17 protein-coding genes and 5 pseudogenes are annotated in these 25,900 nt (G+C 72.4%); 18 read left to right on the top strand and 4 right to left on the bottom strand.

Annotated features, from left to right (window positions below; all coding sequences use genetic code 11):
• Positions 1-382 (top strand): annotated as a pseudogene (locus ACFSL4_RS25900) (arylsulfatase); the annotation flags it as partial.
• Between the two features lie 520 nt (positions 383-902).
• Here ACFSL4_RS25900 and gndA read toward each other — a convergent pair.
• The gene (gene gndA / locus ACFSL4_RS25895) at positions 903-2,342 is read right to left on the bottom strand and encodes an NADP-dependent phosphogluconate dehydrogenase (RefSeq protein ID WP_381087596.1); all 1,440 of its coding nucleotides are present in this window, start codon (positions 2,340-2,342) and stop codon (positions 903-905) included.
• A 338-nt stretch (positions 2,343-2,680) separates the two neighbouring features.
• On the opposite strand from gndA, the gene ACFSL4_RS25890 reads away from it, so the two are divergent.
• On the top strand, positions 2,681-3,847 hold the full coding sequence (locus ACFSL4_RS25890) for a transglycosylase family protein (protein WP_381087593.1): 1,167 nt from the start codon (positions 2,681-2,683) through the stop codon (positions 3,845-3,847).
• Between the two features lie 22 nt (positions 3,848-3,869).
• On the opposite strand, the gene ACFSL4_RS25885 is transcribed toward ACFSL4_RS25890, so the two are convergent.
• Positions 3,870-4,994 carry a DMT family transporter gene (locus ACFSL4_RS25885; protein WP_381087590.1) on the bottom strand — a complete coding sequence of 375 codons (1,125 nt, stop codon included), beginning with the start codon at positions 4,992-4,994 and terminating at the stop codon, positions 3,870-3,872.
• Between the two features lie 229 nt (positions 4,995-5,223).
• Here ACFSL4_RS25885 and ACFSL4_RS25880 point away from each other — a divergent pair, with 229 nt between their 5' ends.
• The 11 genes and pseudogenes from ACFSL4_RS25880 to ACFSL4_RS25825 all read left to right on the top strand — a co-directional run bounded on the left by ACFSL4_RS25880 (position 5,224) and on the right by ACFSL4_RS25825 (position 17,756).
• Positions 5,224-6,036: a (2Fe-2S)-binding protein gene (locus ACFSL4_RS25880; protein ID WP_381087587.1), complete on the top strand. Its 813-nt coding sequence runs from the start codon at positions 5,224-5,226 to the stop codon at positions 6,034-6,036.
• A gap of 142 nt (positions 6,037-6,178) precedes the next feature.
• Positions 6,179-6,757, top strand: a complete 579-nt coding sequence (locus tag ACFSL4_RS25875) for an IS607 family transposase (protein ID WP_381087584.1) — start codon at positions 6,179-6,181, stop codon at positions 6,755-6,757.
• The gene (locus ACFSL4_RS25870) at positions 6,750-8,396 is read left to right on the top strand and encodes an IS200/IS605 family accessory protein TnpB-related protein (RefSeq protein WP_381087581.1); all 1,647 of its coding nucleotides are present in this window, start codon (positions 6,750-6,752) and stop codon (positions 8,394-8,396) included. The genes ACFSL4_RS25875 and ACFSL4_RS25870 overlap by 8 nt, the downstream gene beginning before the upstream one ends.
• A 12-nt stretch (positions 8,397-8,408) precedes the next feature.
• Positions 8,409-9,398, top strand: a complete 990-nt coding sequence (gene glgA / locus ACFSL4_RS25865) for a glycogen synthase (RefSeq protein WP_381087578.1) — start codon at positions 8,409-8,411, stop codon at positions 9,396-9,398.
• Positions 9,399-9,731: pseudogene (locus ACFSL4_RS25860) on the top strand (glycoside hydrolase family 2); the annotation flags it as partial.
• Between the two features lie 54 nt (positions 9,732-9,785).
• The gene (locus ACFSL4_RS25855; RefSeq protein WP_381087575.1) at positions 9,786-12,116 is read left to right on the top strand and encodes a GH92 family glycosyl hydrolase; all 2,331 of its coding nucleotides are present in this window, start codon (positions 9,786-9,788) and stop codon (positions 12,114-12,116) included.
• A gap of 146 nt (positions 12,117-12,262) precedes the next feature.
• Positions 12,263-13,624, top strand: coding sequence for a wax ester/triacylglycerol synthase family O-acyltransferase (locus ACFSL4_RS25850; protein ID WP_381087572.1), 1,362 nt, complete (start codon positions 12,263-12,265; stop codon positions 13,622-13,624).
• A 349-nt stretch (positions 13,625-13,973) separates the two neighbouring features.
• Positions 13,974-15,464, top strand: a complete 1,491-nt coding sequence (locus tag ACFSL4_RS25845; protein ID WP_381087569.1) for an SDR family NAD(P)-dependent oxidoreductase — start codon at positions 13,974-13,976, stop codon at positions 15,462-15,464.
• A gap of 104 nt (positions 15,465-15,568) precedes the next feature.
• Positions 15,569-15,802, top strand: a complete 234-nt coding sequence (locus tag ACFSL4_RS25840) for a hypothetical protein (RefSeq protein WP_381087566.1) — start codon at positions 15,569-15,571, stop codon at positions 15,800-15,802.
• A 209-nt stretch (positions 15,803-16,011) separates the two neighbouring features.
• Positions 16,012-16,985, top strand: a pseudogene (gene ku / locus ACFSL4_RS37710) (non-homologous end joining protein Ku).
• Positions 16,986-17,051: 66 nt separating this feature from the next.
• Complete coding sequence (locus tag ACFSL4_RS25825; protein ID WP_381087557.1) at positions 17,052-17,756, top strand: nucleotidyltransferase domain-containing protein; 705 nt, start codon at positions 17,052-17,054, stop codon at positions 17,754-17,756.
• A gap of 231 nt (positions 17,757-17,987) precedes the next feature.
• Here the strand turns inward: ACFSL4_RS25825 and ACFSL4_RS25820 are convergent, their stop codons facing one another.
• Positions 17,988-18,542 (bottom strand): HD domain-containing protein, encoded by a 555-nt coding sequence (locus ACFSL4_RS25820; protein ID WP_381087554.1) that lies wholly within the window; start codon positions 18,540-18,542, stop codon positions 17,988-17,990.
• Positions 18,543-19,029: 487 nt separating this feature from the next.
• On the opposite strand from ACFSL4_RS25820, the gene ACFSL4_RS25815 reads away from it, so the two are divergent.
• The 3 genes and pseudogenes from ACFSL4_RS25815 (at position 19,030) to ACFSL4_RS25805 (ending at position 21,058) form a co-directional block, all read left to right on the top strand.
• Positions 19,030-19,206 (top strand): hypothetical protein, encoded by a 177-nt coding sequence (locus ACFSL4_RS25815; protein WP_381087552.1) that lies wholly within the window; start codon positions 19,030-19,032, stop codon positions 19,204-19,206.
• 73 nt (positions 19,207-19,279) lie between these two features.
• On the top strand, positions 19,280-19,762 hold the full coding sequence (locus ACFSL4_RS25810) for a GNAT family N-acetyltransferase (protein WP_381087549.1): 483 nt from the start codon (positions 19,280-19,282) through the stop codon (positions 19,760-19,762).
• Positions 19,763-20,640: 878 nt separating this feature from the next.
• A pseudogene (locus ACFSL4_RS25805) lies at positions 20,641-21,058 on the top strand (CBS domain-containing protein).
• Positions 21,059-21,072: 14 nt separating this feature from the next.
• Here the strand turns inward: ACFSL4_RS25805 and ACFSL4_RS25800 are convergent.
• Positions 21,073-22,416, bottom strand: a complete 1,344-nt coding sequence (locus ACFSL4_RS25800) for an amidase (RefSeq protein ID WP_381087546.1) — start codon at positions 22,414-22,416, stop codon at positions 21,073-21,075.
• Positions 22,417-22,625: 209 nt separating this feature from the next.
• Between ACFSL4_RS25800 and ACFSL4_RS25795 the strand changes: the two are divergent.
• Together ACFSL4_RS25795 and ACFSL4_RS25790 are read left to right on the top strand one after the other, a co-directional pair.
• Positions 22,626-22,808 (top strand): annotated as a pseudogene (locus ACFSL4_RS25795) (hypothetical protein); the annotation flags it as partial.
• Between the two features lie 66 nt (positions 22,809-22,874).
• The gene (locus ACFSL4_RS25790) at positions 22,875-25,895 is read left to right on the top strand and encodes an alpha-mannosidase (protein ID WP_381087543.1); all 3,021 of its coding nucleotides are present in this window, start codon (positions 22,875-22,877) and stop codon (positions 25,893-25,895) included.
• Positions 25,896-25,900: the final 5 nt, after the last annotated feature.

Genomic DNA, 25,900 nt, shown 5'->3' with positions numbered 1-25,900 from the left:
CGTGGTGCTCGCCACCGTGGAGAGCACCCTGGGGCCGACGGCGGCGCTGATCCGGGAGGAGGCCGCCGGACGCCCGGCCGAGGTGCGCACCCTGCTGGTGGAGGGCGCGTGGGACCGGTTCCGGGCGGGGGACACGGAGGGCTGCGTCCGCGCGGTGGCCGACGTCGCCGACACCGTCACGGACGCCGATGCGATCGTGCCCGCCCAGGCGTCGATGGCGCCGGCGCAGCAGCTGACCACCGCCACCGTGCCGGTGCTGTCGAGCCCCCGGCCGGGACTGGCGGCGGCAGCCGCGGAAGTGGTGGCTCGCGGTGCCGCCCGCGGCGGTGGCCGTAGGAGGGCCGTGGCCCACCCGGTCCCGCCCCGTCCCGCGACGGGGTGAGTTTCCGTGGGCGGTCCGGGTACCCGGGGGAGGAGTCCAGGGCCGACGCAGCAACTGGCTGGAGGACACGATGACGCGTCCGCTCCCCGATCCCACGCAGCCGGGGCAGCCCCCCGGACCGGGACCGACTCCGGGCCCGGAGCCGGTCCCCGAACCGGGCCCCGCACCGCGACCGGAACCCGTGCCCCCGGCTCCGGGACCCACACCTCCCGGTCCGGCTCCCGTCCCCGGTCCGGGCCCTGATCACCCGGAGCCCGGTCCGGAACCGGTGCCGAACCCGGAGCCGCGGCCGACTCCGGAGCCGCCCCCCTCCCCGATCCCCGAACCGCCGGGCCCCGAGCCCGTTCCCGAACCCGAACCGGGACCGCCCCTGAAGTGAGGGCCGCTCACGCGGGCGGTGAAGGCGGCCCTTCCGGCCACCGGTACACGGCGACCGGGCCCGCGGCCGCAGCCCCGGACACGGGCGGCGCGGCGGGACCCCGCACGGGAAGGCCGCCGCGCCTGCGCCGTCGCGCGCTCCCTACGCCTCGACCTCCGACCGGTCCCCGCCCCACAGCGTGTGGAACGAGCCCTCGCGGTCCGTCCGCCGGTAGGTGTGCGCCCCGAAGAAGTCGCGCTGCCCCTGAGTGAGCGCAGCGGGCAGCCGGTCGGCGCGCAGGGCGTCGTAGTAGGCGAGCGCCGCGGCGAAACCGGGCGCCGGGACGCCCTGGCGGGTCGCCGCGACGAGCACCTCGCGCCAGTCGTCCTGGGCCGCCGCGATCTCCTGCGCGAACGTCTCGTCCGCCAGCAGGCTCGGCAGGTCCGCGCGGGCGTCGTACGCGGCGCGGATGCGGTCCAGGAACGCGGCGCGGATGATGCAGCCGCCGCGCCAGATGGAGGCCACCTTCCCGAGGTCGATGTCCCAGCCGTACTCCTCGCTGCCCGCCGCGATCTCGTGGAAGCCCTGGGTGTAGGACACGATCTTCGACGCGTACAGCGCCTGCTCCACGCGGTCCGCGAAGGCTGCCGCCTCGGCCTCGCCCAACGGCGACGCCTTCGGCCCGGCCAGTTCCCGCGAGGCCGCGCGCAGGGCCGCGTGCCCGGACAGCGAGCGGGCGAACACCGCCTCCGCGATGCCCGACACCGGCACCCCCAGGTCGAGCGCGATCTGGACGGTCCAGCGGCCCGTTCCCTTCTGCTCCGCCCGGTCCTGGACCACGTCCACGAACGGCTTGCCCGTCGCCGCGTCCACGTGGGAGAGCACCTCCGCCGTGATCTCGATCAGATACGAGTCCAGGCGGCCGGTGTTCCAGGTGCGGAAGATCTCCGCGATCTGCGCCGGGGAGTAGCCCGCGACGTCGCGCAGCAACTGGTACGCCTCGCCGATGAGCTGCATGTCGGCGTACTCGATGCCGTTGTGGACCATCTTCACGAAGTGCCCGGCGCCGTCGGGGCCCACGTGCGTCACACACGGCGCCCCGTCCTCGGCCTTGGCGGAGATCTTCTCCAGCATCGGTCCGAGGGACGCGTACGACTCGGCCGAGCCGCCCGGCATGATGCTCGGCCCGTGCAGCGCGCCCTCCTCGCCGCCGGAGATGCCCGTGCCGACGAAGTGGATGCCCTGCTCCCGCAGTTCCCTCTCCCGGCGGCGGGTGTCCGCGAAGTGGGCGTTGCCCCCGTCGATGATCATGTCGCCGGGCTCCAGGAGCGGGGCGAACTCCTGGATCACCGCGTCGGTCGGCCCGCCCGCCTTCACCATGATGATCAGACGCCGGGGGCGCTCCAGCGCCGCCACGAACTCCTCCGCGGTCTCGGTCGCCACGAAGTCGCCCTCGTGCCCGAAGTCCTTCACGAGGTCGTGCGTCCGTGCCACGGTGCGGTTGTGCAGGGCGACCGTGTAGCCGTTGCGCGCGAAGTTGCGGGCGAGATTGCGGCCCATGACCGCGAGACCGGTGACGCCGATCTGGGCTGAAGTGCTCATGGCGGTTGGCTCCTGAAGTCCTGGAATCGGCGGTGCCGGTTCGTCCTGACGACATCATCAACGGGGCTGGTGACGGTGGTGACCGTCAGTATCGCCCGGTGACCATCCTTACGTGCCGGTACACCCGCCGCACACCCGGACCTCCCGGCGCGGGGCACACACATCCGGTCGCGCCCGCGCAGGCCGTCCCGCGGCGTCCCCGCGAACGCCTTCCGGTCGCGCCAACAGGGGGCGGTTCCCGGCCGGTTGACGCGCCGGAGCGGCCGGTTGCCGCCTTGTCATGGCCTGTTCGCGACGGTTACTTTTGCCGCTCCTGACGCATTGTCGAGGGGGTTTCCATGGCCGTACGCGGCCGGCACCGCCGGTATCAGCCGACAAGGATCAACCGCGCCTCGCTCACCGTCACGGCGGGCGGCGCCGGCATGGCCATCCCGCTCCTCGGCACCGGCGTCGCGCACGCGGCCGACATCGGCACGTGGAACAAGGTCGCCGCCTGCGAGTCGAGTGGCGACTGGAGCATCAACACGGGCAACGGCTACTACGGGGGACTGCAGTTCACCCAGTCCACCTGGGAGGCGTACGGCGGCACGGCCTACGCCCGCCGCGCGGATCTGGCCACCAGGGACCAGCAGATCGCCGTGGCCGAGAAGGTCCTCCAGGGGCAGGGCCCCCACGCCTGGCCGGTCTGCTCCGAGCATGCCGGTCTCACCCGCTCCACCGGTGCCACCCCCGGCAACGCCCGGACGTCCGGGGCCTCCCCGCAGACCGCCAAGCGCTCGGTGCGTGATGTGAAACCGCAGACCACGCCCCAGTCGCAGGCGGGCGCCGCCGAGATGTACACCGTGGTGCGCGGCGACACCCTCACCGGCATCGCCGCCTCCCACCACGTCGAGGGCGGCTGGCAGCGGCTGTACGAGACCAACCGCACGACGGTCGGTACGGACCCGGACCTGATCCTGCCCGGCCAGCGGCTGCACCTGCGGGCCAAGGCCCCGGCCCGCCCGGAGCCGCACCCCGCACGGGGCCACGAGCCGCACAAGACCTCCACCCCGGCCAAGTCGCCCGCCCGGAAGTCCGCTTCGGGCCACGTGGCCGCCAAGCACTCCCTGGTCGCACCGGTGGCCGCCGCGATGGGTACGCCGTACCACGCCGAGGGTTCCTCCTGGTCGAAGGGCTACCACACCGGTGTCGACTTCCCCGTGCCCACCGGTACCTCCGTCAAGGCGGTGGCGGGCGGGCACGTCGTCAGCGCCGGCTGGGGCGGCTCGTTCGGCTACCAGGTCGTCATACGGCACGGTGACGGCCGCTACACGCAGTACGCCCATCTGTCGGCGATCTCCGTCAGGGACGGGCAGAGCGTGGTGGCCGGCCAGCGTATCGGGCGCTCCGGTTCCACGGGCAACAGCACGGGCCCGCATCTGCACTTCGAGGTGCGGACGGGGCCCGGATTCGGCAGCGACATCGATCCCGTCGCCTATCTGAGGGCGGGCGGCGTCAGGCTCTGACGCACGTCATGGGAGCCGGCGGTCAGGAACCGACACGGGTGCGGTGCCGGTCCAGCACGTGCACCGGCGCCAGCGGACCGCCGTAGAAGGGGCCGTACGAGAACGAGGACTCCCGGTGGACGTCCGGCTCCCAGTCCTCGTACGCACCCTGACGGACCGGTGCGGGTACGAGCACGTTCTCCCCGGCCGGCGCGATCACCGGCCGGGGCACCGAGGACAGCAGCTCCTGGACGGCGGGCTCCGGCCCGGTGACGGCCTCCTCCACGGTTTCGGAAGCGGTCTCGGAAACGGTCTCGGCGGCCACCGCGGTACGCCCCTCGTCACCGATCCGCTCGGTGGTCAGCAGGATCAGACCGCCCGCGGCGACGACACCGCACCCCAGGGCGAGGACGGTGCCCGTGGTGCCGTAACGGAACGTCTCGCCGAACATGGTGATGCCCACGGCGGCCGCGAGCACCGGGTTCACGACCGTCAGAGTGGCGAGCGGCGCCGCCAGGCCGGCGCCCCGGTAGGACGCCTGCGACAGCAGCATGCCGGCCGTCGCGAAGACGCCTATCACCGCCAGGCTCGGCAGGTCCCGGAGGGAGACACCGTCCGTCCAGTCGACCGCGACCGTCTTTGTGAACACCGAAGACATGCCGAACGCGACACCGGACGCCACCGCCAGCAGCACGCTGCGCACGGCAGGATGCCGGTGCGCGGCGCGGCCCGCGACCATCAGCGCCACGATCCCGCCGGCCGTGACGACCGCCACCAGCAGCCGCTGGGCGCCGCTCAGGGACCGGGCGTCGGCGGCGCCGACCAGGGACAGCAGTCCCGCCAGGCCCACGGTCGCCATGACGGCGCCGCGCCAGGCCGTCGCCCCGGCCCGGCGGCCCACGAACAGCGCCGCCATCGGCAGCGCGAACACGATGGTCAGCGCGCCCAGCGGCTGCACCAGACTCAGCGGACCGTAGGCGAGGGCCACCACGTGCAGCAGCCCGCCGAGACCGTTCAGCCCCACGGCCGCCCACCAGCCCAACCGGCGCAGCGGCGCGTACGCCCGGCACGGCGAGGACACGGCGACCTGCTCCTGCACGATCGCCCCGCCCGCGTAGGCGACGGCGGAGACGAACGACAGCAGCACGGACAACGCGAGGGCGCTCATGAGCGGCTCCTCTGCGGGCGGCCGGGATGCGGGCCCCGGCGCGGCGAACGGTCGGCTTCCATAGTCAACACGATGCCGCGAACGGCTGTTCCCCGTCGTCGTCCCTGAGCACCCATTGGGTCATACTGCCGATGGAGTACACCTGTGGTCCCCTCCTCCCCAAGAGGGGTGACAGGGCACGTATCCCCCCTGGTCGATGCCCCTAGGGGCCCTGGTACTACTGGCCTTCATGGACATGGACCCCGGCCTCGGCCCCGACGCCGACCGCCTTCCCGATCTCGCCGCGCTCGGCGAGATCGGTGGCTTCTTCGTCCTGCGCACCGGTCCGCCGCCGCGGGGCCCCCTGCCGGCCCTGGCGCAGGCGTATGCGCCCGGGCCACCCGGATCCCCCGGGCCGCCCGGATCCCCCGGGCCGCCCGGATCCCCCGGGCCGTCCCGGCCGTTCGACGGCGCCTTGGATGCCCACGCGGACCCGCTGACCTTCCGTGTCCGCAAGGTCGCGCGGAGCCTCCAGGTGCCGGAAGTACGCGTCGCCGCCTCCATCGCCCACCAGGGCCTGGTGGCCCGGCTCTGGTCCGTCGCCCTGGGCTGCGCCGCCCTCCACGGGTGGGTGCCCGATCTGGACCCCCGCCTGCTGCACTGGGACCCGGACGCCGCCGCGCCGGACGACCTGTGGCTGAGCGGCGTCCGCGCGCTGCCCGCCGAGTCCCTCGACACGGTGGTGCGCGAGGGGCACCTCGTCCCGCTGGCGGCCGCCCTGACCTCCCGCTACCGTCTCTCCGCGGGCCTGCTGCGGGGCAATGCCGGCTCCGCGCTCGCGGGCAGCGTGCGCATGCTCGCCCGGTGGGCGCGGGGGAGCGGCCGCACCGACGTGGAGGAGCGGGCGCCGGCCCTGGCCGCCGGGCCGTTCGCCCACCCCGGCCTGTCCCGCACCCTGGATCCCGCCACCGGACGCCGCCGCAGCTGCTGCCTCTACTACCGGCTGCCCGGGGGCGGCCTGTGCGGCGACTGCTGCTTCGACAGGCCGCCCGGTCGCCGCTGACCACGGGTGGTCTTCCCCAACCGCCCTATCTGGGTGACCATGTGGGAATCGGCCAGGCGCTGCGACAGGGGGTCAGAAACTGCTCTCGCGTAAGTGTCTATGAGTGTCCTTTAGGTGTCACGAGTGTTGTACGATCTTGCGCATGAACCTGACGGAATGGGCACGCGCGCAGGGGATCGCCCCGCGTACCGCGTATCGCTGGTTCCGTGAGGGCGCATTGCCGGTACCTGCGGAACGCGTGGGACCGCGCACGATCCTGGTGAACATCGACGCGAACACCTCACCCTCCGTGACCGGTGGTGTAGGTCTGTATGCCCGCGTCTCCTCACACGATCAGAAGCCGGACCTGGAGCGGCAGACCGCTCGCCTGTCGGCATGGGCGGCGAAGGCCGGGCAGAAGGTCGTGCGGATCGAATCCGAGATCGCCTCGGGCATGAACGGCTGCCGCGCGAAGGCGAGGCGGCTGCTGGCCGACCCGGCGGTGACCACGGTCGTGGTCGAGCACAAAGACCGCCTCGGCCGGATGAACGTGGAGCTGATCGAGGCCGCCCTGTCCGCGACCGGTCGCCGACTCGTCGTCCTCGATGACGGCGAAGTCGAAGACGACCTGGTCCGGGACATGGTGGAGGTGCTGACGTCGTTCTGCGCCCGCCTGTACGGCCGTCGGTCGGCGAGGAACCGGGCGAGGAAGGCTCTCGAAGCGGCGGCTGCCGATGAGTGAGCCGAAGAAGAAGCAGCTCCGCACCATCGACGCGCCGTTCGTCGCGCTCGGGCCGTCCGGGGTGGCGATACGCGACCGCCTCAAGCACCTCACCGACGTGGACGACAAGGTGTTGCGGCTGGTCGGTGAACACCTCGGACGCCTCGCCTCGCTGGACCTCAAGAACCGCTGCGCTGACGGCCTGGACCACAACAGCGACACGTGGGCCGCCCGGAAGCAGGGCCTGACGGCCGGCTCCTCGTCCCGGTGGGCCGGTTCGATCACGAAGGCCACTCACGATCAGTGGGCGCTGTCCCGCCGCTGTCAGCTCGCCCACATCCAAGGGCTTGAGGCCGGTGTGCGGACGCTGACGCACCGCCTCTCCCAGCCGATCGGGGAGAAGGGCACCAAGCGGGCACCCGGCGGATACCGCAGTCGGGGCGAGTGGTTCCGGAAGTCCCGCCGTCTGACGACCCTGGAACACCGCCTGGATGTGGCCCGCGCTGAGCGTGAGGCCGGTGTCGTGCACGTCGCGCGCGGCGGCCGGCGCCTCCTCAGCAACCGTCACAACCTCGAAGCCGCCCAGCTCACCGCCGGGCAGTGGCGTGAGCGGTGGGAAGCCGAACGGTGGTTCCTCGCCGCCGACGGCGAGTCCGGCAAACGCTTCGGCAACGAGACCATCCGCGTCACGCCGGATGGCGAGGTCAGCATCAAGCTGCCCGCCCCGCTCGCCCACCTGGCCAACAGCAAGCACGGCCGGTACGTCCTCGCCACCCGCGTGCAGTTCCAGCACCGGGGAGCCGAGTGGCGCGACCGGATCGAAGACAACCGGGCCGTGGCCTACCGTATCCACCTGGACGTGGAGCGGGGCCGCTGGTACCTGACAGCGTCGTGGACACGGCCCGCTGTCCGGACGGTCCCGCTTCAGACGGCGCGGTCCGAGGGCATGGTGGGCGTGGACACCAACGCCGACCACTTCGCCGCCTACCGGCTCGACCGGCACGGCAACCCGGTCGGCGACCCCAAACGGTTCTTCTACGACCTGTCCGGCAGCGCAGACCACCGTGACGCCCAGGTCCGGCACGCCATCAGCCGGTTGCTGCACTGGGCCGACCGGTGCGGCGCCAAAGCCATCGGCCTGGAGAACCTGGACTTCGCCGCCGAGAAGACCCGCGAGAAGCACGGCAGACGTAAGCACTTCCGGCAGCTCATCTCCGGCATCCCCACCGGCAAGCTCAAGGCCCGGCTCGTGTCCATGGCGTCCGAACACGGCCTGTCGATCGTTGCCGTGGACCCGGCGTACACGTCGATGTGGGGCGATCAGCACTGGAAGAAGCCCCTCACCTCGAAAAAACGAAAGATGTCCCGTCACGATGCCGCTGGCATCGCGATCGGGCGACGCGCCCTCGGGCACCCGATCCGGCGACGGACGGCACCGCCCCCGCAGCACCAGAGCGATGCTGCGGGGCATCGGACCGCCCAGGCCGGACCAGGCCCACGAGGGCGTGAGGGAACCCGCCCGCCCGTCACGGAGCGTGCACACGATGCACGCAGCCGGACGGGGACACAGCGAACGCGGGAGACCAGCGCATCCAACACCGTTCGGGATGCGCGCAGTTCCGGGAGTTGGCAGCAAATGTCACTCCTGGAAACTGTTTAGGAACGGTTGCGGGTGCGTGTGGGACTGCTGACCCGGGAGTACCCGCCGGACGTGTACGGCGGCGCGGGCGTCCACGTCGAGTTCCTCGCCCGGGAGTTGCGTTCCCTCATCGACCTGGACGTGCACTGCTGGGGCGAGGGCGGCGCGGGCGGCGTCATGCGCCACCGGCCGTGGCCGGCCCTCGACACCGCCAACGACGCCCTGCGCACCTTCTCCGTGGACCTGTCCATCGCCGCCGCCCTCCAGGGCCGCGAACTGGTCCACTCGCACACCTGGTACGCGAACCTGGCCGGTCACCTCGGCAAGCTGCTGTACGGCATACCGCACGTGGTGACCGCCCACTCGCTGGAGCCGCTGCGCCCCTGGAAGGCCGAGCAACTCGGCGGTGGATACGCCCTCTCCGGCTGGGCCGAGCGCACCGCGATCGAGGCCGCGGACGCCGTGATCGCCGTCTCCGGTGCCATGCGCGAGGACATCCTGGGCTGTTACCCGGCCCTCGACCCGGCCAGGGTCCACGTCGTGCACAACGGCATCGACACCACCCTCTACCGGCCGGACCACGGCACGGACGTCCTCTCCCGCTACGGTGTCGACGCCGGCCGGCCCTACGTCCTGTTCGTCGGCCGCATCACCCGTCAGAAGGGCGTGCCCCAGCTGCTGCGCGCGGTACGGGACATCGACCCGGCGGCGCAGGTCGTGCTGTGCGCGGGCGCCCCGGACACCCCCGAGATCGACCGTGAGTTCCGCGAGCTCTTCGAGGAGTTGAGCAGAAGCCGGGCTGGGGTCCACTGGATCCCGAAGATGCTGCCGCGCCCGGACGTGATCCAGCTCCTGACCCACGCAGCCGTGTTCGTCTGCCCGTCGGTGTACGAACCGCTCGGCATCGTCAACCTGGAGGCCATGGCCTGCGGCACGGCCGTCGTGGCCTCGCGCACCGGCGGCATCCCGGAGGTCGTGGACGACGGCCGTACCGGCCTGCTGGTCGACGTGGACGACGACTAGGGGAGACGGGCCCTGGCCAGTGGCGAGTACGGCGGTCCGGGGCTCGCGGTGCCCGGCCACGCCTGGTCGGTGCGGCAGCCGTACGCCGGCGTCGACCCGGCCGCCTACACCGACGACTGCCTCGCGAAGCTCGACGAGGCGCGCCGGCCGGTCTGCCAGGGAGGCGACGGCGCGGTCTACACGCAGATCACCGATGTCGAGGGCGAACTCAACGGGCTGCTCACCCACGGCCGCGCGGTCCTGAAGCCGGATGCCGCGCGGCTGCGGGCCGCGCACGAGGCGCTGATCCGCGACGCGTCACGGGCCGACCCGGCGGGTTGCCCGGGAAACTGACGTCCCGCCAGCACCATGTGCACAACGATGTCGATCCTCCGGAGGTCTTCCGAGATGAGATGGACCCGGCGCCTGCGCCTGTGCGCCGCGGGCGCGGTGGCGGCCTCGGCGCTGTTCTCCCCGCCGGCCGCGCACGCCGCCGAGCAGAACGACGGCGGGCTCACCGACCTGGTCAACCCCTTCATCGGCACCCAGAACGAAGGCAACACCTATCCCGGTGCCGCCGTGCCCTTCGGCATGGTGCAGTTCTCGCCGGACACCGGGCACAGCACCGGTTACGACTACACACAGCACCGGATCCGGGGCTTCTCCCTGGTCCACCTCTCCGGCGTCGGCTGCGCCATCGGAGGGGACCTGCCCGTGCTGCCGACCACCGGCGACGTCGACGAGACGGACTACGCCAGGTACGCGGCCACCTTCGACCACGCCGACGAGCAGGCGAGTCCCGGCTACTACCGGGTCGGACTGGACAGCGGCATCGAGGCCGAACTGACCGCGACCGAGCGCACCGGCGTGCAGCGCTACACGTTCCCGGCCACCGACAAGGCGAACGTGCTGCTCAACGCCGGCCAGTCGCTGCACAGGAACGTCTCTTCCAAGGTGGAGATCCTCGACGACCACACCGTGCGCACGCAGATCACGGGCAGTGGTTTCTGCCGCTCCACCCGGCCGTACACGGTGTACGCCCTCACCCGCTTCAACCGGCCGTTCACGGCGCACGGGACGTGGTACCAGGACTCGATCACCCGGGGCGCGACGAGATCGTCGGGCCCCGGGCGCAACGGCGCCTACGTCACGTTCGACACGACCAAGGACCGCACCGTCGAGGCGACCACCGCGTTGTCTTACGTCGACGCGCGTGGCGCCGAGGTCAATCTCCGTGCCACGCACGAGCGTTCGTTCACCCAGCTGCGGGAGGCCGCCCGCCGGGCGTGGCAGGACCGCCTCGACGACGTCCGCGTGCAGGGCGGCAGCGAGACCCGGCGCAGGACCTTCTATTCGTCCCTGTACCGGTCCTTCCTCGCGCCGAACATCGGCAGCGACGCGGACGGCCGCTACACCGGCTGGGACCAGAAGGTCCACCGCGCGGTCGGCTTCACCTACTACCAGAACTGGTCCCTGTGGGACACCTACCGCACCCAGGTCCAGCTGCTGTCCCTGCTCGCGCCGCGCCAGGCCCGCGACATGGCGATCTCCCTGCTCAAGGTCGACGAGCAGGGCGGCTGGCTGCCCAAGTGGGGCTACGGCACGGTCGAGACGAACATCATGAGCGGCGATCCGGTCACCCCGTTCCTCACCCACGCCTACCAGCAGGGACTGCTCAAGGGCTACGAGGAGCGGGTCTACCGCGCGCTCAGGAAGAACGCCGACGGCGTCCCGCCCGCCGACACCATGTACGTGGGCCGCGAGTCCAACCGCGAGTACATCGCCAACGGCTTCGCGCCGTACGTCAAGGGCCGCCCGTACCACAAGCCCGGTGACTCCGACTACCACCACGGCGGGTCGGTCACGCTGGAGTACGCGCTGTCCGACGCGATGCTCGCCCGGATGGCACGCGCCCTGGGACACGACGCCGACGCGGAGCGCTATGCCGCCCGGTCGCGCTCCTATCGTCACCTCTTCGACCCCTCGACCGGCTTCTTCCGCGCACGGGACGCCTCCGGAGCGTTCGCCGGACCGGCCGACCCGGCGAAGAGCGAGGGCTTCCACGAGGGCACGGCCTGGCAGTACCAGTGGCTCGTGCCGCAGGACCTGCCGGGCGTGGTCGGCCTCATCGGCGGCCGGCAGGCGGCGAACGACCGGCTCGACGCGTTCTTCGCCTACGAGCGGCTGCTCAAGGACCCGGCGCGGACCGCGCGCGAGACCTGGGTGAACGGACCATACGCCTACTACAACGCGGACAAGTACAACCCGCAGAACGAGCCCGATCTCATCGCCCCCTACACGTACCTCTCGACCGGGCAGCCGTGGAAGACGACGGACGTGGTGCACGCGGCGCTGACCCTCTTCACCGACGGCCCGACCGGCATGACCGGCAACGACGACCTCGGCACGATGTCCGCCTGGGACGTGCTCTCGTCCATCGGCATCTTCCCCGTGCAGCCCGGCTACCCCACCTGGGGGCTGACCACGCCCGTGTTCGACCGTGTCGACCTGGTCCTGGACCGGGCCTACTACCCGCGCGGCGGGCTGACCATCACCGCGCCGGGCACATCCGACGACGAGCGCTACATCCAGGGCGTACGCGTCGGGGGGAACGCCTACGAACAGACATACGTCACCACCGACGCACTGCGCCGTCTGGGAACACTGGAGTTCACGGTCGGCGCGCGGCCGTCCGAGTGGGGCACGGCGCCGGACGCCGCACCGCCCGTACTGACGTGACCTCGTGTGTCCCATGGGTCCCGCTCTTTTCCGAGGGGCGGGACTTCACGACATGTTAACTGTACGTAGCCTGATCGTACTTGACCGTAATCGTTGGTCGGAGGTTGACTTCTTGCTTCCCTGCACCGTCGACGCGAGGCAAGCCATTGACTTCTGACCTGCTCGCACCACTCGACCTGGCGTTCTGGAACATCGAGTCCGCCCGGCACCCGATGCACCTCGGTGCCCTCGGCGTGTTCTCGTGCCACTCGCCCACCGCCGGTGCGCACGCCGCCGACCTGCTCGCGGTCCGGGCCGCGGCGGTGCCCGGGCTGCGCATGCGCATCCGTGACGTCTGGCTGCCGGACGTACGCCTGCCGCGCGACCTCGCCGGTGTGCGCCTCCCGCTCGCCCTCGGCGGCGCCGCCCGCGAACCCGCGCCCGACTTCGACCCGCTCGACCACGTGCGGCTGCACGCCCCCACCGCCGACTTCCACGCCGTGGCCGGGCGGCTCATGGAACGGCCGCTGGAGCGCGGCCGGCCACCCTGGGAGGCGCACGTGATGCCGGGGGAGTCCGGCACCTCCTTCGCGGTGCTCTTCAAGTTCCACCACGCGCTCGCCGACGGACTGCGCGCCCTGACACTCGCGGCTGCCGTGATGGACCCGACGGACCTGCCCGAACCCCGCCGGCGCCGCCCGGAACCCGCCCGCGGCCGCCTTCCCGGCATGCGGCGGCTCTCCGGGCTGCTGCGCGGCACGCTCGCCGACGTGGGGCGCGCCTTCGACATCGGCGCCTCGGTCGCCCTGTCCACCCTCGGCATGCGCTCCTCCTCGGCGTTCACGTCCGAGCCCAGCGGCACCCGGCGCACGGCCGGAGTCGTCGTCGACCTCGACGATGTGCACCGGGTGCGCAAGGCGGAGGGCGGCACGGTCAACGACGTGCTCATCGCCGTCGTCGCGGGAGCCCTGCGCCGCTGGCTGGACGAACGCGGCGACGGCAGCGCGGGCGTCGCGCCGCGCGCCCTGATCCCCGTCTCCAACCGTCGCCCGCGTACCGCCCACCCACAGGGCAACCGGCTCTCCGGCTACCTGATACGGCTCCCGGTCGGCGACCCGGACCCGCTGGAGCGGCTGCGGACGGTGCGCACGGCCATGGACCGCAACAAGGACGCCGGGCCGAACCGGGGCGCGGGCGCCGTGGCGCTGCTCGCCGACCACGTTCCGGCGCTGGGGCACCGGCTGGGCGGACCGCTGGTCAGCCAGGCCGCCCGGCTGTGGTTCGACATCCTGGTCACCAGCGTGCCGCTGCCGAGCCTTGGCCTCAGGCTCGGCGGCAACCCGCTCGTCGAGGTCTATCCACTGGCCCCGCTGGCCCGCGGGCAGTCCCTGGCGGTGGCGATCTCGACGTACCGCGGGCGTGTGCACTTCGGGTTCGTCGCCGACGGCCGGGCGGTGCCGGACCTCGGCCTGCTGGCACGCGCGGTGTCGGAGGAGGTGCAGACTCTGCTGGCGGCCTGCCGCGCCTAGGCGGCCAACCGGCCCCGGCCTGCCGGGCACGGCCCTCGCCCGCCGTGCCCGGCGGCCGGCCGCTCCTGTGGTGGGGTCGCTCCTGTGGTGGGGTCGTTGCCGCAGTGGGGCGTTCGCATGGCGGGCCGTCCCGGTGGCGCGGTTGCCTCGCGGCCCGGTTGCCTCGCGGCCCGGTCGGCCCGCGGCTCGTTCCGGCCGGCGATCGGCCGTCATCCGCGCCCTGTGCCGGTCACCACCACCGTCCCTGATCACCGTGGGTTTGGTGACCGGGTCCGGTGCTCCGTAAGATTCCCCGTTCGAAAGCGGGCGCGGTGGAGCGCTGCGCGGGAGAGCGAGGAACGGCAGCGCGATGACGGTGACAGAGGACGGTCCGGCGGGCGGCGGGTCGGCGGCCACGGACGAGATGTCGTACGGGCCCGGCATCGATCCGGAGCGCCTGGCCGTCTGTCTCAGCGTGCTGGAGGAGCTCGACCGGCTGGACGTCGACCACCCCGACGCGGTCACGGTGCGGCGGGCCACCTCGCACATCTACCGCACGGTCAAGCAGCGCCGCCGCCAGGAGCGCAGGGCCGCCAAGACCGCCCACGACAAGGCGGTCACCGAGGCCACGGCGACCGGGTCCGCGCAGCGCATCGACGACGAGACCGAGGGCATCCTGCCGTCGTCGGCCACCGAGGCCGGCCGGATCGCCGGAATACTGCAGCGCCCGCGCTCCTGCTATGTGTGCAAGACCCGCTACAACGAGGTGGACTACTTCTACCACCAGCTCTGCCCGGCGTGTGCCGCCGAGAACCGGGCCCGCCGCGACGCCCGCGCCGACCTCACCGGCAAGCGCGCGCTGCTCACCGGCGGCCGCGCCAAGATCGGCATGTACATCGCGCTGCGCCTGCTGCGGGACGGCGCCCACACCACGATCACCACGCGCTTCCCGAACGACGCGATCCGCCGTTTCAAGGCACAGCCCGACAGCGACGAGTGGATCCACCGGCTGAAGATCGTCGGGATCGACCTGCGCGATCCCGCCCAGGTCGTGGCGCTCGCCGACTCGGTGGCCGCCGAGGGCTCGCTGGACATCCTGGTGAACAACGCCGCCCAGACCGTGCGCCGCTCCGCGCAGGCGTACAGCGAACTGGTGGCCGCCGAGTCGGCACCGCTGCCGGCGGGCGAGCTGCCGTCCGCCGAGGTCATCGGCGCCTTCGGCTCCGGGGCCGTGGCGGCGCTGCCGGTGGCCGGCGGCGGTACGCTCAGCGCTCAGGACGTCACCGGTCTCGCGCTGGTCTCCGGTTCGGCCTCCCTGGCGCGGATCGAGGCCGGCACGGCGATCGACGCCGGGGGGCTCGTCCCCGACCTGCACGACACCAACAGCTGGGTGCAGGCGGTGGAGGAGGTGACACCGGTGGAGCTGCTGGAGGTCCAGCTCTGCAACTCCACGGCGCCGTTCATCCTGATCAGCCGCCTGCGGACGGCGCTGGCCGCCTCCCCGGCCCGGCGCACGTACATCGTGAACGTCTCCGCGATGGAGGGTGTCTTCGGCCGCGGCTACAAGGGCGCCGGCCATCCGCACACCAACATGGCCAAGGCCGCCCTGAACATGCTCACCCGGACCAGCGCGGAGGAGATGTTCCAGAAGGACGGCATCCTGATGACCGCCGTCGACACCGGGTGGATCACCGACGAGCGCCCGCACCCGGACAAGATCCGGCTGGCGGACGCGGGCTTCCACGCTCCGCTCGACCTCGTCGACGGCGCGGCACGGGTATACGATCCGATTGTGCGCGGTGAACAGGGAGAAGACCTGTACGGCGTCTTCCTGAAGGACTACGCGCCCGGCAAGTGGTGAGCCGGGAAGCGGTCCGGAGGCGGTGACGCGCCGGCCCTGGCGCGTGACCTGGCGTCGACTGGGAACCCGGACCCTGGTGAGTGCCGCGCAAGGAGGTCCGTCTCATGGCCACTGAACACGACATCGATCCGCGTGCCGCCGACGATCCCCGCAACGTGTACCCGACCGACGAGCAGTTCTACTCGGCCGACCGTCCGGAGCACCCGGTCCTGCCCGAGGACCGGCCGCGCGGGGGTGGCCCCGCCGCTCCGGTGAAGCACCGCGGGACCTGGGCCACCGTGGCAATGGTCGCCGGCATCATCCTGCTGATCCTCGTCGGAATCGCGCTGTTCCCGTGAGAGGACGCAGCAGCAGCGCATGACCACGTCTCGCAATGAGTGATCGCGTCCGGTCCCGGACCGCCCGGGAACGGGCGCGATCAGCGTGTCCGGCGCCTCCGCCGGCACACCGTGGACGGGCCGGCCCCGGTCCCGTGGGCGCGGCCGGCTCCCCGGGCACCCGCCCGACCATAGGCTGATCCTGTTCGGGGCTTGCGCGGAGGTGTGTCATGCCCCGGAACATCTGGGCGGGTGCCATCAGCTTCGGCCTGGTCACCATCCCGGTCAACGTCGTCGCCGCGACCGAGGACCACAGCGTCCGCTTCCACCAGTACCACCTTCAGGACATGGGCCGGGTGCGCGTGCGCAAGTTCTGCGAGAGCGAGGACCGGGAGGTCTCGCAGGACGAGATCGGCAAGGGCTACGAGATCGCCAAGGGCCAGGTCGTCACCGTCCTCGACGAGGAACTGCGCGGGCTTCCCCTGCCGACGGCCCGGGCCATCGAGATCGCCGCCTTCGCGCCGGTCGAGTCGATCGATCCCATCCGCATCGGGGAGGGCTACTACCTGCAGGCGTCCGGGGAGGTCGCGGCGAAGCCGTACGCGCTGCTGCGCAAGGCGCTGGAGCGGACGTCGAAGGCCGCGGTGGCCAAGTTCGCCTGGCACGGCAGGGAGCGGCTCGGTCTGCTCCGCGTCCGCGACGAGGCGATCGTGCTGCACGCGATGCGGTGGCCGGACGAGATCCGCGACCCCCCCCCGGGCTGGCGCCCGCGGCGGTGAGGACGTCGGACCGGGAGATCGCCGAAGCCGGGCACCTCATCGACGGCATGACCCGCGAGGACCTCGAAGGGCCCGATTGCGTCGACCACTGCACCGAGGCTCTGGAAGAGATCATCGGGGCGAAGCGCGAAGGCCATGCCCCGCCCGCCCCGGAGCCGGGCAGGGTGCTGGATCTGATGTCCGCGCTCCATGAGTCCGTGCGCAGGGCCCAGGAGTCCAGGGGCGGGACCGGTACCGCGGACGTGCACGAGCTGCCGGCGAAGGAAGGTGCCGGGACGAGCGCGGGGAAGAGGAAGCCGGCCCCGCAGTGCCCGACCGGCCGCGGGCGGGACACCCGCACCACGCCGGCGCGCGTGCGGCACGCCGGGGAGCGGTCACGGACGGGAAATCCCGGTGACCGCGGTCCCTCCCCGGGACCACAATGAGCAGTCGTGCACCAGTTCGACAATGGTGCGTGTCGACCATCGCTCGACCCGAGGAAGGCGCCGACCGTGACCGTCCCCAACGTCCTGCTGTCCGGCATCGTCGGCTCGACCGCGTACGGGCTCGCCCACGCGGGCTCCGACGTGGACCGGCTCGGCGTGTTCGCGGCGCCCACCGAGGCGCTGCACGGTCTGCACCGGCCGAAGGAGTCCCACGTCAGCACGGCCCCGGACCGCACGCTGCACGAGGCCGCGAAATGGTGTCGGCTCGCGCTCGGAGGCAACCCGACCGCCATGGAACTCGTCTGGCTGCCCCCGGAGTTGTACGAAGCGCGGACGCCGCTCGGCGACGAGCTGATCGGCATCCGTACGTCGTTCCTGTGCGCCGCGCGCGTCCGCGACGCCTATCTCGGCTATGCCACCCAGCAGTTCAGGCGCCTCGAAGCCCGCGGTGACGGCTCCTTCTCCGCGGACACCCGCAGACGTATCGCCAAGCACGCCCGCCACCTCAAGCGGCTGTGCCACCAGGGCCTGGAACTGTACGCCACCGGGCGGCTGACGATCCGCGTGGAGAACCCGCAGGAGTTCCACGACTTCGGGGAGCGCGTGGCCGCCGACCCCGCGGTCGCGCTGCCCCTGCTGCGGTTCTGCGAGAACGCCTTCGCCGAGACGCGCGGCGCACTCCCGGAACGGCCCGACGAGGCCCCGGTCGAGGCGTGGCTGCGCCGTGTTCGGGCCCACTTCTATGCGCCCGGGGGTGCGCGGGCGAGCTGATCGCCCGCCGCCCGCCGGAGCGTCGGCGGGCGGCTAGTAGGGGGTGTTTCGAAAGTCCCGCACAGCACCCACGGCGCCCGGCACGCTCCCCCAGGCTCTTCGAGTAGGGGGCACCCCCACTCGCCGCACCGGCCGAGACCTCAAGTATGTCCAGTACGAGGGCTTTCGTCCGGCACGCCGAGAGCGCGCACCGGGCACCGCGGGCACCGCACGGGACTTTCGAAACACCCCCTAGCCCGCGGCGCCCGGCCGGGCATGCCGGGCCGCCACCAGTTCCAGCACCGGGCGCCAGTCCTCCATCACACCGGGGTCGAGGCCGGCCGCGGTGGCCGCCTCGTCCGCCTGCCGCAGGGTGATGGCGTCGTCGGCCAGCGGATCGCGTTCGAACGCGTCCGCCTCCACGGGCGTCATCGCTCCGCCCTGCCGGTTCAGGGCCGGTGCGCTCCAGGGAGACGGCCCGCGGCCCGGTGCCATCGCGGCCAGATAGCGCTGGGCGGCCACGTGCAGGCGCACCAGACGGGAGACGCGTTCGCCGAGCAACGGCCGTAGGGCGTCGGCCGCGTGGTCGGCGTGCCCGGCGGTTTCGCCCGGCCGCAGCAGATGCCCGATGTCGTGCACCAGGCCCGCGACCTGGAGTTCCTTGTCCGCCGGCCGGCTTCGGCGCAGCAGCGCCGCGGTCTGCAGGGCGTGGTCGTGCAGATCGACCCGACCGCCGACCGGGGTCTCCCGCCTGCCCCGGCAGGCGTGCAGCAGATCCATCAGCTCCTCGACGCTGCGCAGCTCCATGCGTCAGTCCTCCCGCGAGAACAGCCGTTGCCCGCGGCCAGCAGATCAGGGAGAGCTTGCGACTCGGCCAACGGGACCTGAACTGAGTACCGTCCGTGTCCGTTCGCGACTCCGGTGGTATGGCGACGGATTCGAGTGCTGCTCCGAACGGGTGGGTGTATAAGCGGATATAAGGCATCAAATCTGCCGAGAACGGGGCCTGGTGTGCGGAAGATGACTCTGGACAGTTACCTGGTTGTTTCAGCCCCATCGAGCGGACGCCCGCTCATTTGGTTAATCTGGAGGGGGACGGACAGCCTTTCGGGGTTACACCCACACCCACGGTCCGTCCCGGGACAAGCCGGCCACCACGGCATGCTCCCGCACGAGTTGCCGGCGCCACCGCGTCCGACCTGTATTTCGACTCAGACCCGACAGGACGCCCGGGGCGCAGCGGCAGCCGGGCCGGTGCAGTCCCGAGGGTTGCCCGACACAAGAGGAGTGTGCGGTGACACCGGAGAAGACGAACAGCGATCAGGGCCCCAAGGAACGCATGGAGCGCGGGGGCCGCCGGACGGAGAAGGAGCTCGGGAGCCTGGAAGTGTGGGCCAGGTCCGCCCCGATCCGGCTGGCCGGCTACGAGGACGACCTCGCCGAGCCCCACATCCTGCCGAGCGTCGACTGACCTCGCGGGACCCCTGTGATCGCTGACGGCATGGGCGTGCCAGTGACGGCATGGGCGTGCCAGACTCGCGCACATGCCGATCAGACAAGCCGCGGCCGACGACTGGCCGCGGATCTGGCCTTTCTGGCACCGGATCGTCGCCGCCGGTGAGACCTACTCCTGGGACCCGGAGACCACCGAGGAGGCGGCCCGCGCCCTGTGGATGGCCCCGGCCAAGCGTGTGTACGTGGCCGAGGACGACACCGGGGCGATCGTCGGCTCGGCCTACACCACCCCCAACTACGGTGGCCCCGCGGCCCGTATCGCCAACGCGGGCTTCATGGTCGACCCGGACCGCGCGGGCCGCGGCATCGGCCGCGCCCTCGCCGAGCACGTGCTGGCCGCGGCGAAGGCCGAGGGGTACCGCGGCATGGTCTTCAACGCGGTCGTCGAGACCAATCCCGCGGTGACGCTGTGGGCCTCCCTGGGCTTCACCATCCTGGGCACGGTTCCGGAGGCGTACGACCACCCCCGGTTCGGGAGGGTGGGGCTGCACGTCATGTACCGGGCGCTCTAGGGGGTGTTTCGTAAGTCCCGCACAGCACCCACGGCGCCCGGCACGCTCCTCCAAGCTCTTCGAGCAGGGGGCACCCCCACTCGCCGCACCGGCCGAGACCTCAAGTATGTCCAGTACGAGGGCTTTCGTCCGGCACGCCGAGAGCACGCACCGGACACCGCGGGCACCGCACAGGGCTTTCGAAACACCCCCTGGACCCCGTCGTCGGGGGGCGTCGGCGGGGGCCCGGGCCATATCCGGTCGTACTGGCGTTCGGGCTAGTGTCATCGCCCCGCTCCCGCCGCGCTTCGCGGCTCCCGCCCAGCGGATTCGGCCCCCGTGAGCGAGCACACCGGCACCCGGTTCTCGTGCATGGGCTTGCAGCCTTCCGTAGGACACCGCGTGATCGCGTTCGCTTGCGTCCGCCCGGGTACCTGCGCCCCCTGCCGCGAAGCGCGTACCGGCCATCCGAGTCCGGAAAACCCAGACCGCGGGCGGGACACGGTCCGCGGGCGGGGCACAGTCCGTGGGCAGGGCTCAGTCGTCACCCCTGACGATGTTCCACTCCGGACCACGGCACGCACGGGGGTTCCTCCGGTCCTCGACGGCCGGGACACAGGTCCGCACTTCATCCTCCCGCGGACGGTTGCGTGCCTGCGCCCACCCCGACTCGGGCGGGCGGACGGCCGGTTTCTCTCTTGCCTGTGTGGTCACGGCACTCCAACTTCCTTCTGCCACTCGACGGCGGCCGGGCCTCCTCGCCCGGGCCTCGCGCCGCCTGGTGACCGGGTCCCCACCAGGCGCACGGCGAAACGCCGCCCCGTGCGGAGCCCGGTTCGCCGGGTACCCGCCGGGCGAACGCGGTGACCGGCACCGCACCATCCGCGAAGGGACAGGAGATGGCCCAGCACGTACGCGACATCATGACCGCCGCACCCGTGGCGGTGCAGCCGCAGACGTCGGTGACGACGGTGGCCCGGCTGATGCGCGATCGGAACACCGGAGCCCTCTGGTTACGGAGGGGGCCGGCTGCGCGGACTGGCCGGCGACCGCGACCCCGTGGTGCGCGCGCTCGCGGAGGGAGAGGACCCCGCCCGGACCACCGTGGCCGGTGTGTGCAGCGGGGATCTCGTCACCGTGGAGGCCGAGGAGGAGCTCGACCACGCGGTGGAGCTGATGCGTGAGCACTCCGCCCGCCGCGTCCCGGTCGTCGAGGACGGCCGGCCGGTGGGCATCGTCCCGCTGGGCGGCCCGGCCATCGAACGCGACCCGGAGCCGGCGCTCGGCGACATCAGCGCCGCGAGGTCCGACCGGTAGGGCCTCCGTCTCCCCTACTCCAGAGGCGCCGTACGCCGCCACGGCCGCAGCGCCTCCAACTGCGCCGCCACGGCCAGCAGTTCCGGCTCGGAGCCCGGGCGGCCCACGAGCTGCACCGCGCAGGGCGCCCCGTTGGGGAGGGTGCCGAACGGGATCGACATCGCCGGCCAGCCCGTGAGGTTCCATGGTGGGGTCATCGGCGAGTACGCCGTGTTGGCCAGCAGGTTGCGCAGCCAGCCGCGCTCGTGCCAGGGCGCGGCGGCCGGGCCACGGCGTGCCAGGGCCGGGGTGAGCAGCACATCGTGCTCGGCGAAGAACGGCTCCAGCCGGCGGCGCAGCTGCTCACGGCGGTCACCGGACCGCACGCTGTTCACGAACCGGCGGCCCACCGCGGCGTGGACGCGGGTGCGCCGGGTCAGCCGCCGCTTGTCCAGGCCCTCGGCGTCGACCGCCGTGCCCGCTGTCCAGTGCGCCAGTGAGGCCGTGCCCAGCCACCACGGGTACGGCGGCTCGGCCGGGCGGACCTCGTGGCCCGCCTGCCCGAGCAGCGCGGCCGCCTCGCGCGCGGCGTTCGCGTACGGGCGGCTCACGTGCACTCCGGGCAGGGGACTGTGGAGCGAGAGCGCGATCCTGTGTGTGGCCGGCTCCGGCGCGGGGGTGCCCGGCAGGTCCGCCAGGACCGCGAACATCAGGCTCGTGTCCTCGACGGTCGTGGCGAGCGGGCCGTTCTCCGACATACCGAACCAGTCGCCGTTGCCGATACCGGCCGGGACCGTGCCGTAGCCCGGCTTGATGGTGACGAGACCGCAGTTGGCGGCCGGGATGCGCAGCGAGCCCATCCCGTCGTTGCCGAGGGCGATCGGCACCATCCCGGCGGCCACCGCGGCGGCGCTGCCGCCCGAGGAGCCGCCCGCCGTGCGGGAGGTGTCCCACGGGTTGCGGGCGATCCCGTGCACCCCGTCCGTGGTACCGAAGACACACAGTTCGGGCACGTTCGTCAGACCGACCACGATCGCACCGGCCGCGCGCAGCCGGGCCACCGTGACGTGATCGTGGCCGGCGGGGGCGTCAGGGGTCGCTGCGGAACCGACGCGCGTGGACTCACCGCGCACGGGCAGGTTGTCCTTGACGGCCACCGGGACACCGGCGAGGGGGAGCCGGGCCAGATCCGCGCGGGCCGCGACCTCCTCCGCCTCGGCCAGTGCGGCGTCCGTGCGCACGTGGCGGAACGCGCCTACGCGGGCGTCGAGCCGTTCGATCCGTGCGAGGTGCTCGGCCACCACCTCGTGGGGCGTGGCCCGCTTCTCACGTACGGCGGCGGCAATCTCGGCGGCGGTCCGGCCGACCCAGCTGGTCACGGGCGCTCCCTGTCGGTGCTCTGCACGGTTGAGGCATGAGCGTACTGGCGAGTACGAGGAGCACTGTGCCCTGCCGGCGGCGCCACGTCGAGAGTCCGGCGGCGGTGAACCATGAGAGCGCGGACAGTCATGCGTCGACTTGTGCCGAAACCGCCGGGCAAGGTCGCCGCAGGGCCGAACCGGCCGGACCTGCCCCGACGGACCGCCGTGCCGACGGGGCCCGCCCCACCACCGTTCTCGCGAGCCGCGTCGACGACCGGCACCATCCCGCGGCCCGAGGCATCACCGAGGTCGTCACCCCCGATCAGGTCATCGAGCAGCCCGCCCCGGACGGGACGGGGGCGTCGCACGGTTCGACGTGCCCGCGGTCGGGGAGCTGTACAACGTCGTGACTCCCGCCGCGACCACCCACCGCGGCACCGCCCGGCACCCCGCATCCTCACCCCACGGAGCACCGCATGCATGACGACCGCACCCTGGCCGAGGCCCGTCTCCGGCGCGTCCTCGACGAGCGCGTCCGCCCCGCCGTGTACCCCGAGTCCGTATCGCTGGAGGTGGCGGTGTGGCACGCGCCCGGCGAGCCCGTGCCGGTCGCCGAGGGTCTGGCCGCCCCGGCCGAACCCATCGCGGTGGGCACGCGCTGGGGTGCCCCGTGGGGCACGAGCTGGTTCCGGGTGACCGGGACCGTTCCCGAGGCGTGGGCCGGCCGGACCGTCGAGGCGCTGCTGGACCTCGGCTTCGACGAGAACATGCCCGGCTTCCAGTGCGAGGGACTCGTCTACCGCCCCGACGGGACCCCGGTGAAGGGCCTCAACCCACGCAACCAGTGGGTGCGGATCGGCTCTCCCGTCGAGGGCGGCGAGCAGGTCGACCTGCGCATCGAGGCCGCCTCCAATCCGGTCATCCTGGGTTACCGCCCCTTCGCGCCCACGCCGTTGGGCGACAAGGAGACCGCGGGCGGTGAACCCCAGTACCGGCTCGCGCGCATGGACCTCGCCGTCTTCGACGAGACCGTGTGGCACCTCGTCCTCGACCTGGAGGTGCTGGGCGAGCTGATGGCCGAGCTGCCGGTCGAGTCCGCGCGGCGCTGGGAGATCCTGCGCGCGGTGGAGCAGGCGGTCGACGCGGTGGACCTGCAGGACGTGGGCGCCACCGCGGCGGCGGCCCGGGAACGGCTCACCGATGTCCTGGCCAGGCCCGCCGCCCCCTCCGCCCACCGCATCAGCGCCGTCGGGCACGCGCACATCGACTCCGCGTGGCTGTGGCCGCTGCGTGAGACGGTGCGCAAGGTGGCCCGTACGACGGCCAGCATGACCGCGCTCGTCGACGACGAGCCGGAGTTCGTCTTCGCCATGTCGCAGGCACAGCAGTGGGCCTGGGTGAAGGAGCACCGGCCCGAGGTGTGGGCGCGGGTGAAGAAGGCGGTGGCCGGGGGTCGGTTCGTGCCGGCGGGCGGCATGTGGGTGGAGTCCGACACCAACATGCCCGGCTCGGAGGCGATGGCCCGTCAGTTCGTCCACGGCAAGCGGTTCTTCCTCGACGAGTTCGGCATCGAGAACGACGAGGCCTGGCTGCCCGACACGTTCGGCTTCGCCGCCGGGCTGCCGCAGATCATCAAGGCGGCGGGCTCCCACCGGCTGCTGACGCAGAAGATCTCGTGGTCGAAGACGAACACGTTCCCGCATCACACCTTCCTGTGGGAGGGCATCGACGGGACACGGATCTTCACCCACTTCCCGCCCGTCGACACCTACAACTGCTCGATGAGGGGCGGCGAAATCGCCCACGCGGCACGAAACTTCAGGGAGAAGGGGGCGGCCGGGCACTCGCTCGCGCCGACCGGCTGGGGCGACGGCGGCGGCGGCACCACTCGCGAGATGGTCGCCAAGGCGGCACGGCTGCGCAGCCTGGAGGGCTCGGCCACGGTGGTGTGGGAGACGCCGCGGGAGTTCTTCACCAAGGCGCAGGAGGAGTATCCCGACCCACCCGTCTGGGTGGGCGAGCTGTATCTGGAACTGCACCGGGCCACACTGACCAGCCAGGCGAAGACGAAACAGGGCAACCGGCGCAGCGAACACCTGCTGCGGGAGGCGGAGCTGTGGGCGGCCACGGCGGCCGTACGGAACGGATTCCCCTACCCCTACGAGGACCTGGACCGCATCTGGAAGACGGTGCTGCTCCACCAGTTCCACGACATCCTGCCCGGTTCGTCCATCGCCTGGGTGCACCGCGAGGCCCGGGCCACCTACGAGCGGATCGCAGGGGAGCTGAACGGGATCATCGAGGCGGCGCAGCGGTCGCTGGCCGGCGAGGGAGACGTTCCGCTGGTGTTCAACGCGGCGCCGCACGCCCGCGACGGCATCCCGGCGGGCGGCGCGGGCAGGCCCGCCGCCGCACGCGAGGTGTCGCCGACGGCGCGGCCGCAGGGCGGCTTCGTGCTGCACAACGGGCTGCTGCGGGTGGAGATCGACGCCCGCGGACTGGTCGTCTCGGCCTACGACCTGGAGGCCGGACGCGAGACGATCGCACCGGGAGGAGCCGCCAACCTGCTCCAACTGCATCCCGACTTCCCGAACATGTGGGACGCGTGGGACGTGGACGCGTTCTACCGGAACACCGTCACCGACCTGGTGGAGGCGGACGGGGTCGCCGCGGGTGAGGACGGCGTCTCGGTCCGGGTCGTGCGGTCCTTCGGCGCGTCGCGCGTCACCCAGGTGCTGTCGCTGGCGCCGGGGGAGCGGCGGCTGGAGATCGACACGGAGGTCGACTGGCACGAGACGGAGAAGTTCCTGAAGCTGGCGTTCCCGCTGGACGTGCACGCCGAACGGTACGCGTCCGAGACGCAGTTCGGGCACTTCCACCGGCCGACGCACACCAACACGTCATGGGAGAGGGCCAAGTTCGAGGCGTGCAACCACCGCTTCGTGCACCTGGAGGAGCCGGGCTGGGGCGTGGCGGTGGTGAACGACTCGACGTACGGCCACGATGTGACGCGCACGGTGCGCCGGGAGGACCGCGGCACGACCACCACGGTCCGGGCCTCCCTGCTGCGCGCGCCCCGCTTCCCCGACCCGGAGACCGACCAGGGCGTCCACCGCTTCCGGCACGCGCTGGTGCCGGGCGCCACGGTCGGGGACGCGGTACGCGAAGGCTGGCGGATCAACCTGCCGCAGCGGCGGCTGACCGGCGCGCACGCGGTGACGCCGCTGGTGACCGTGGCGGAGGACGCGGTGGTGGTGACGGCGGTCAAGCTGGCCGACGACGGCAGCGGTGACGTGGTCGTACGCTTCCACGAGTCGCGCGGCGGCCGTACGCCGGCCACGCTCACGGCGGACTTCGAGGTCGTGGAGGCGGTGGCGACGGACCTCCTGGAGCGACCGTTCGCCGATGCGCCCGCACCGCACCGCGAGGGCGACCGGATCACCCTGAAGCTGCGCCCGTTCGAGCTGATGACGCTGAGGCTGCAGCGGCGGCCCTAGAGTCC

The organism is Streptomyces caeni (assembly GCF_042678285.1).
GTDB classification, from domain to species: domain Bacteria; phylum Actinomycetota; class Actinomycetes; order Streptomycetales; family Streptomycetaceae; genus Streptomyces; species Streptomyces caeni.
This window is presented reverse-complemented; position numbering and strand designations above follow the sequence as displayed.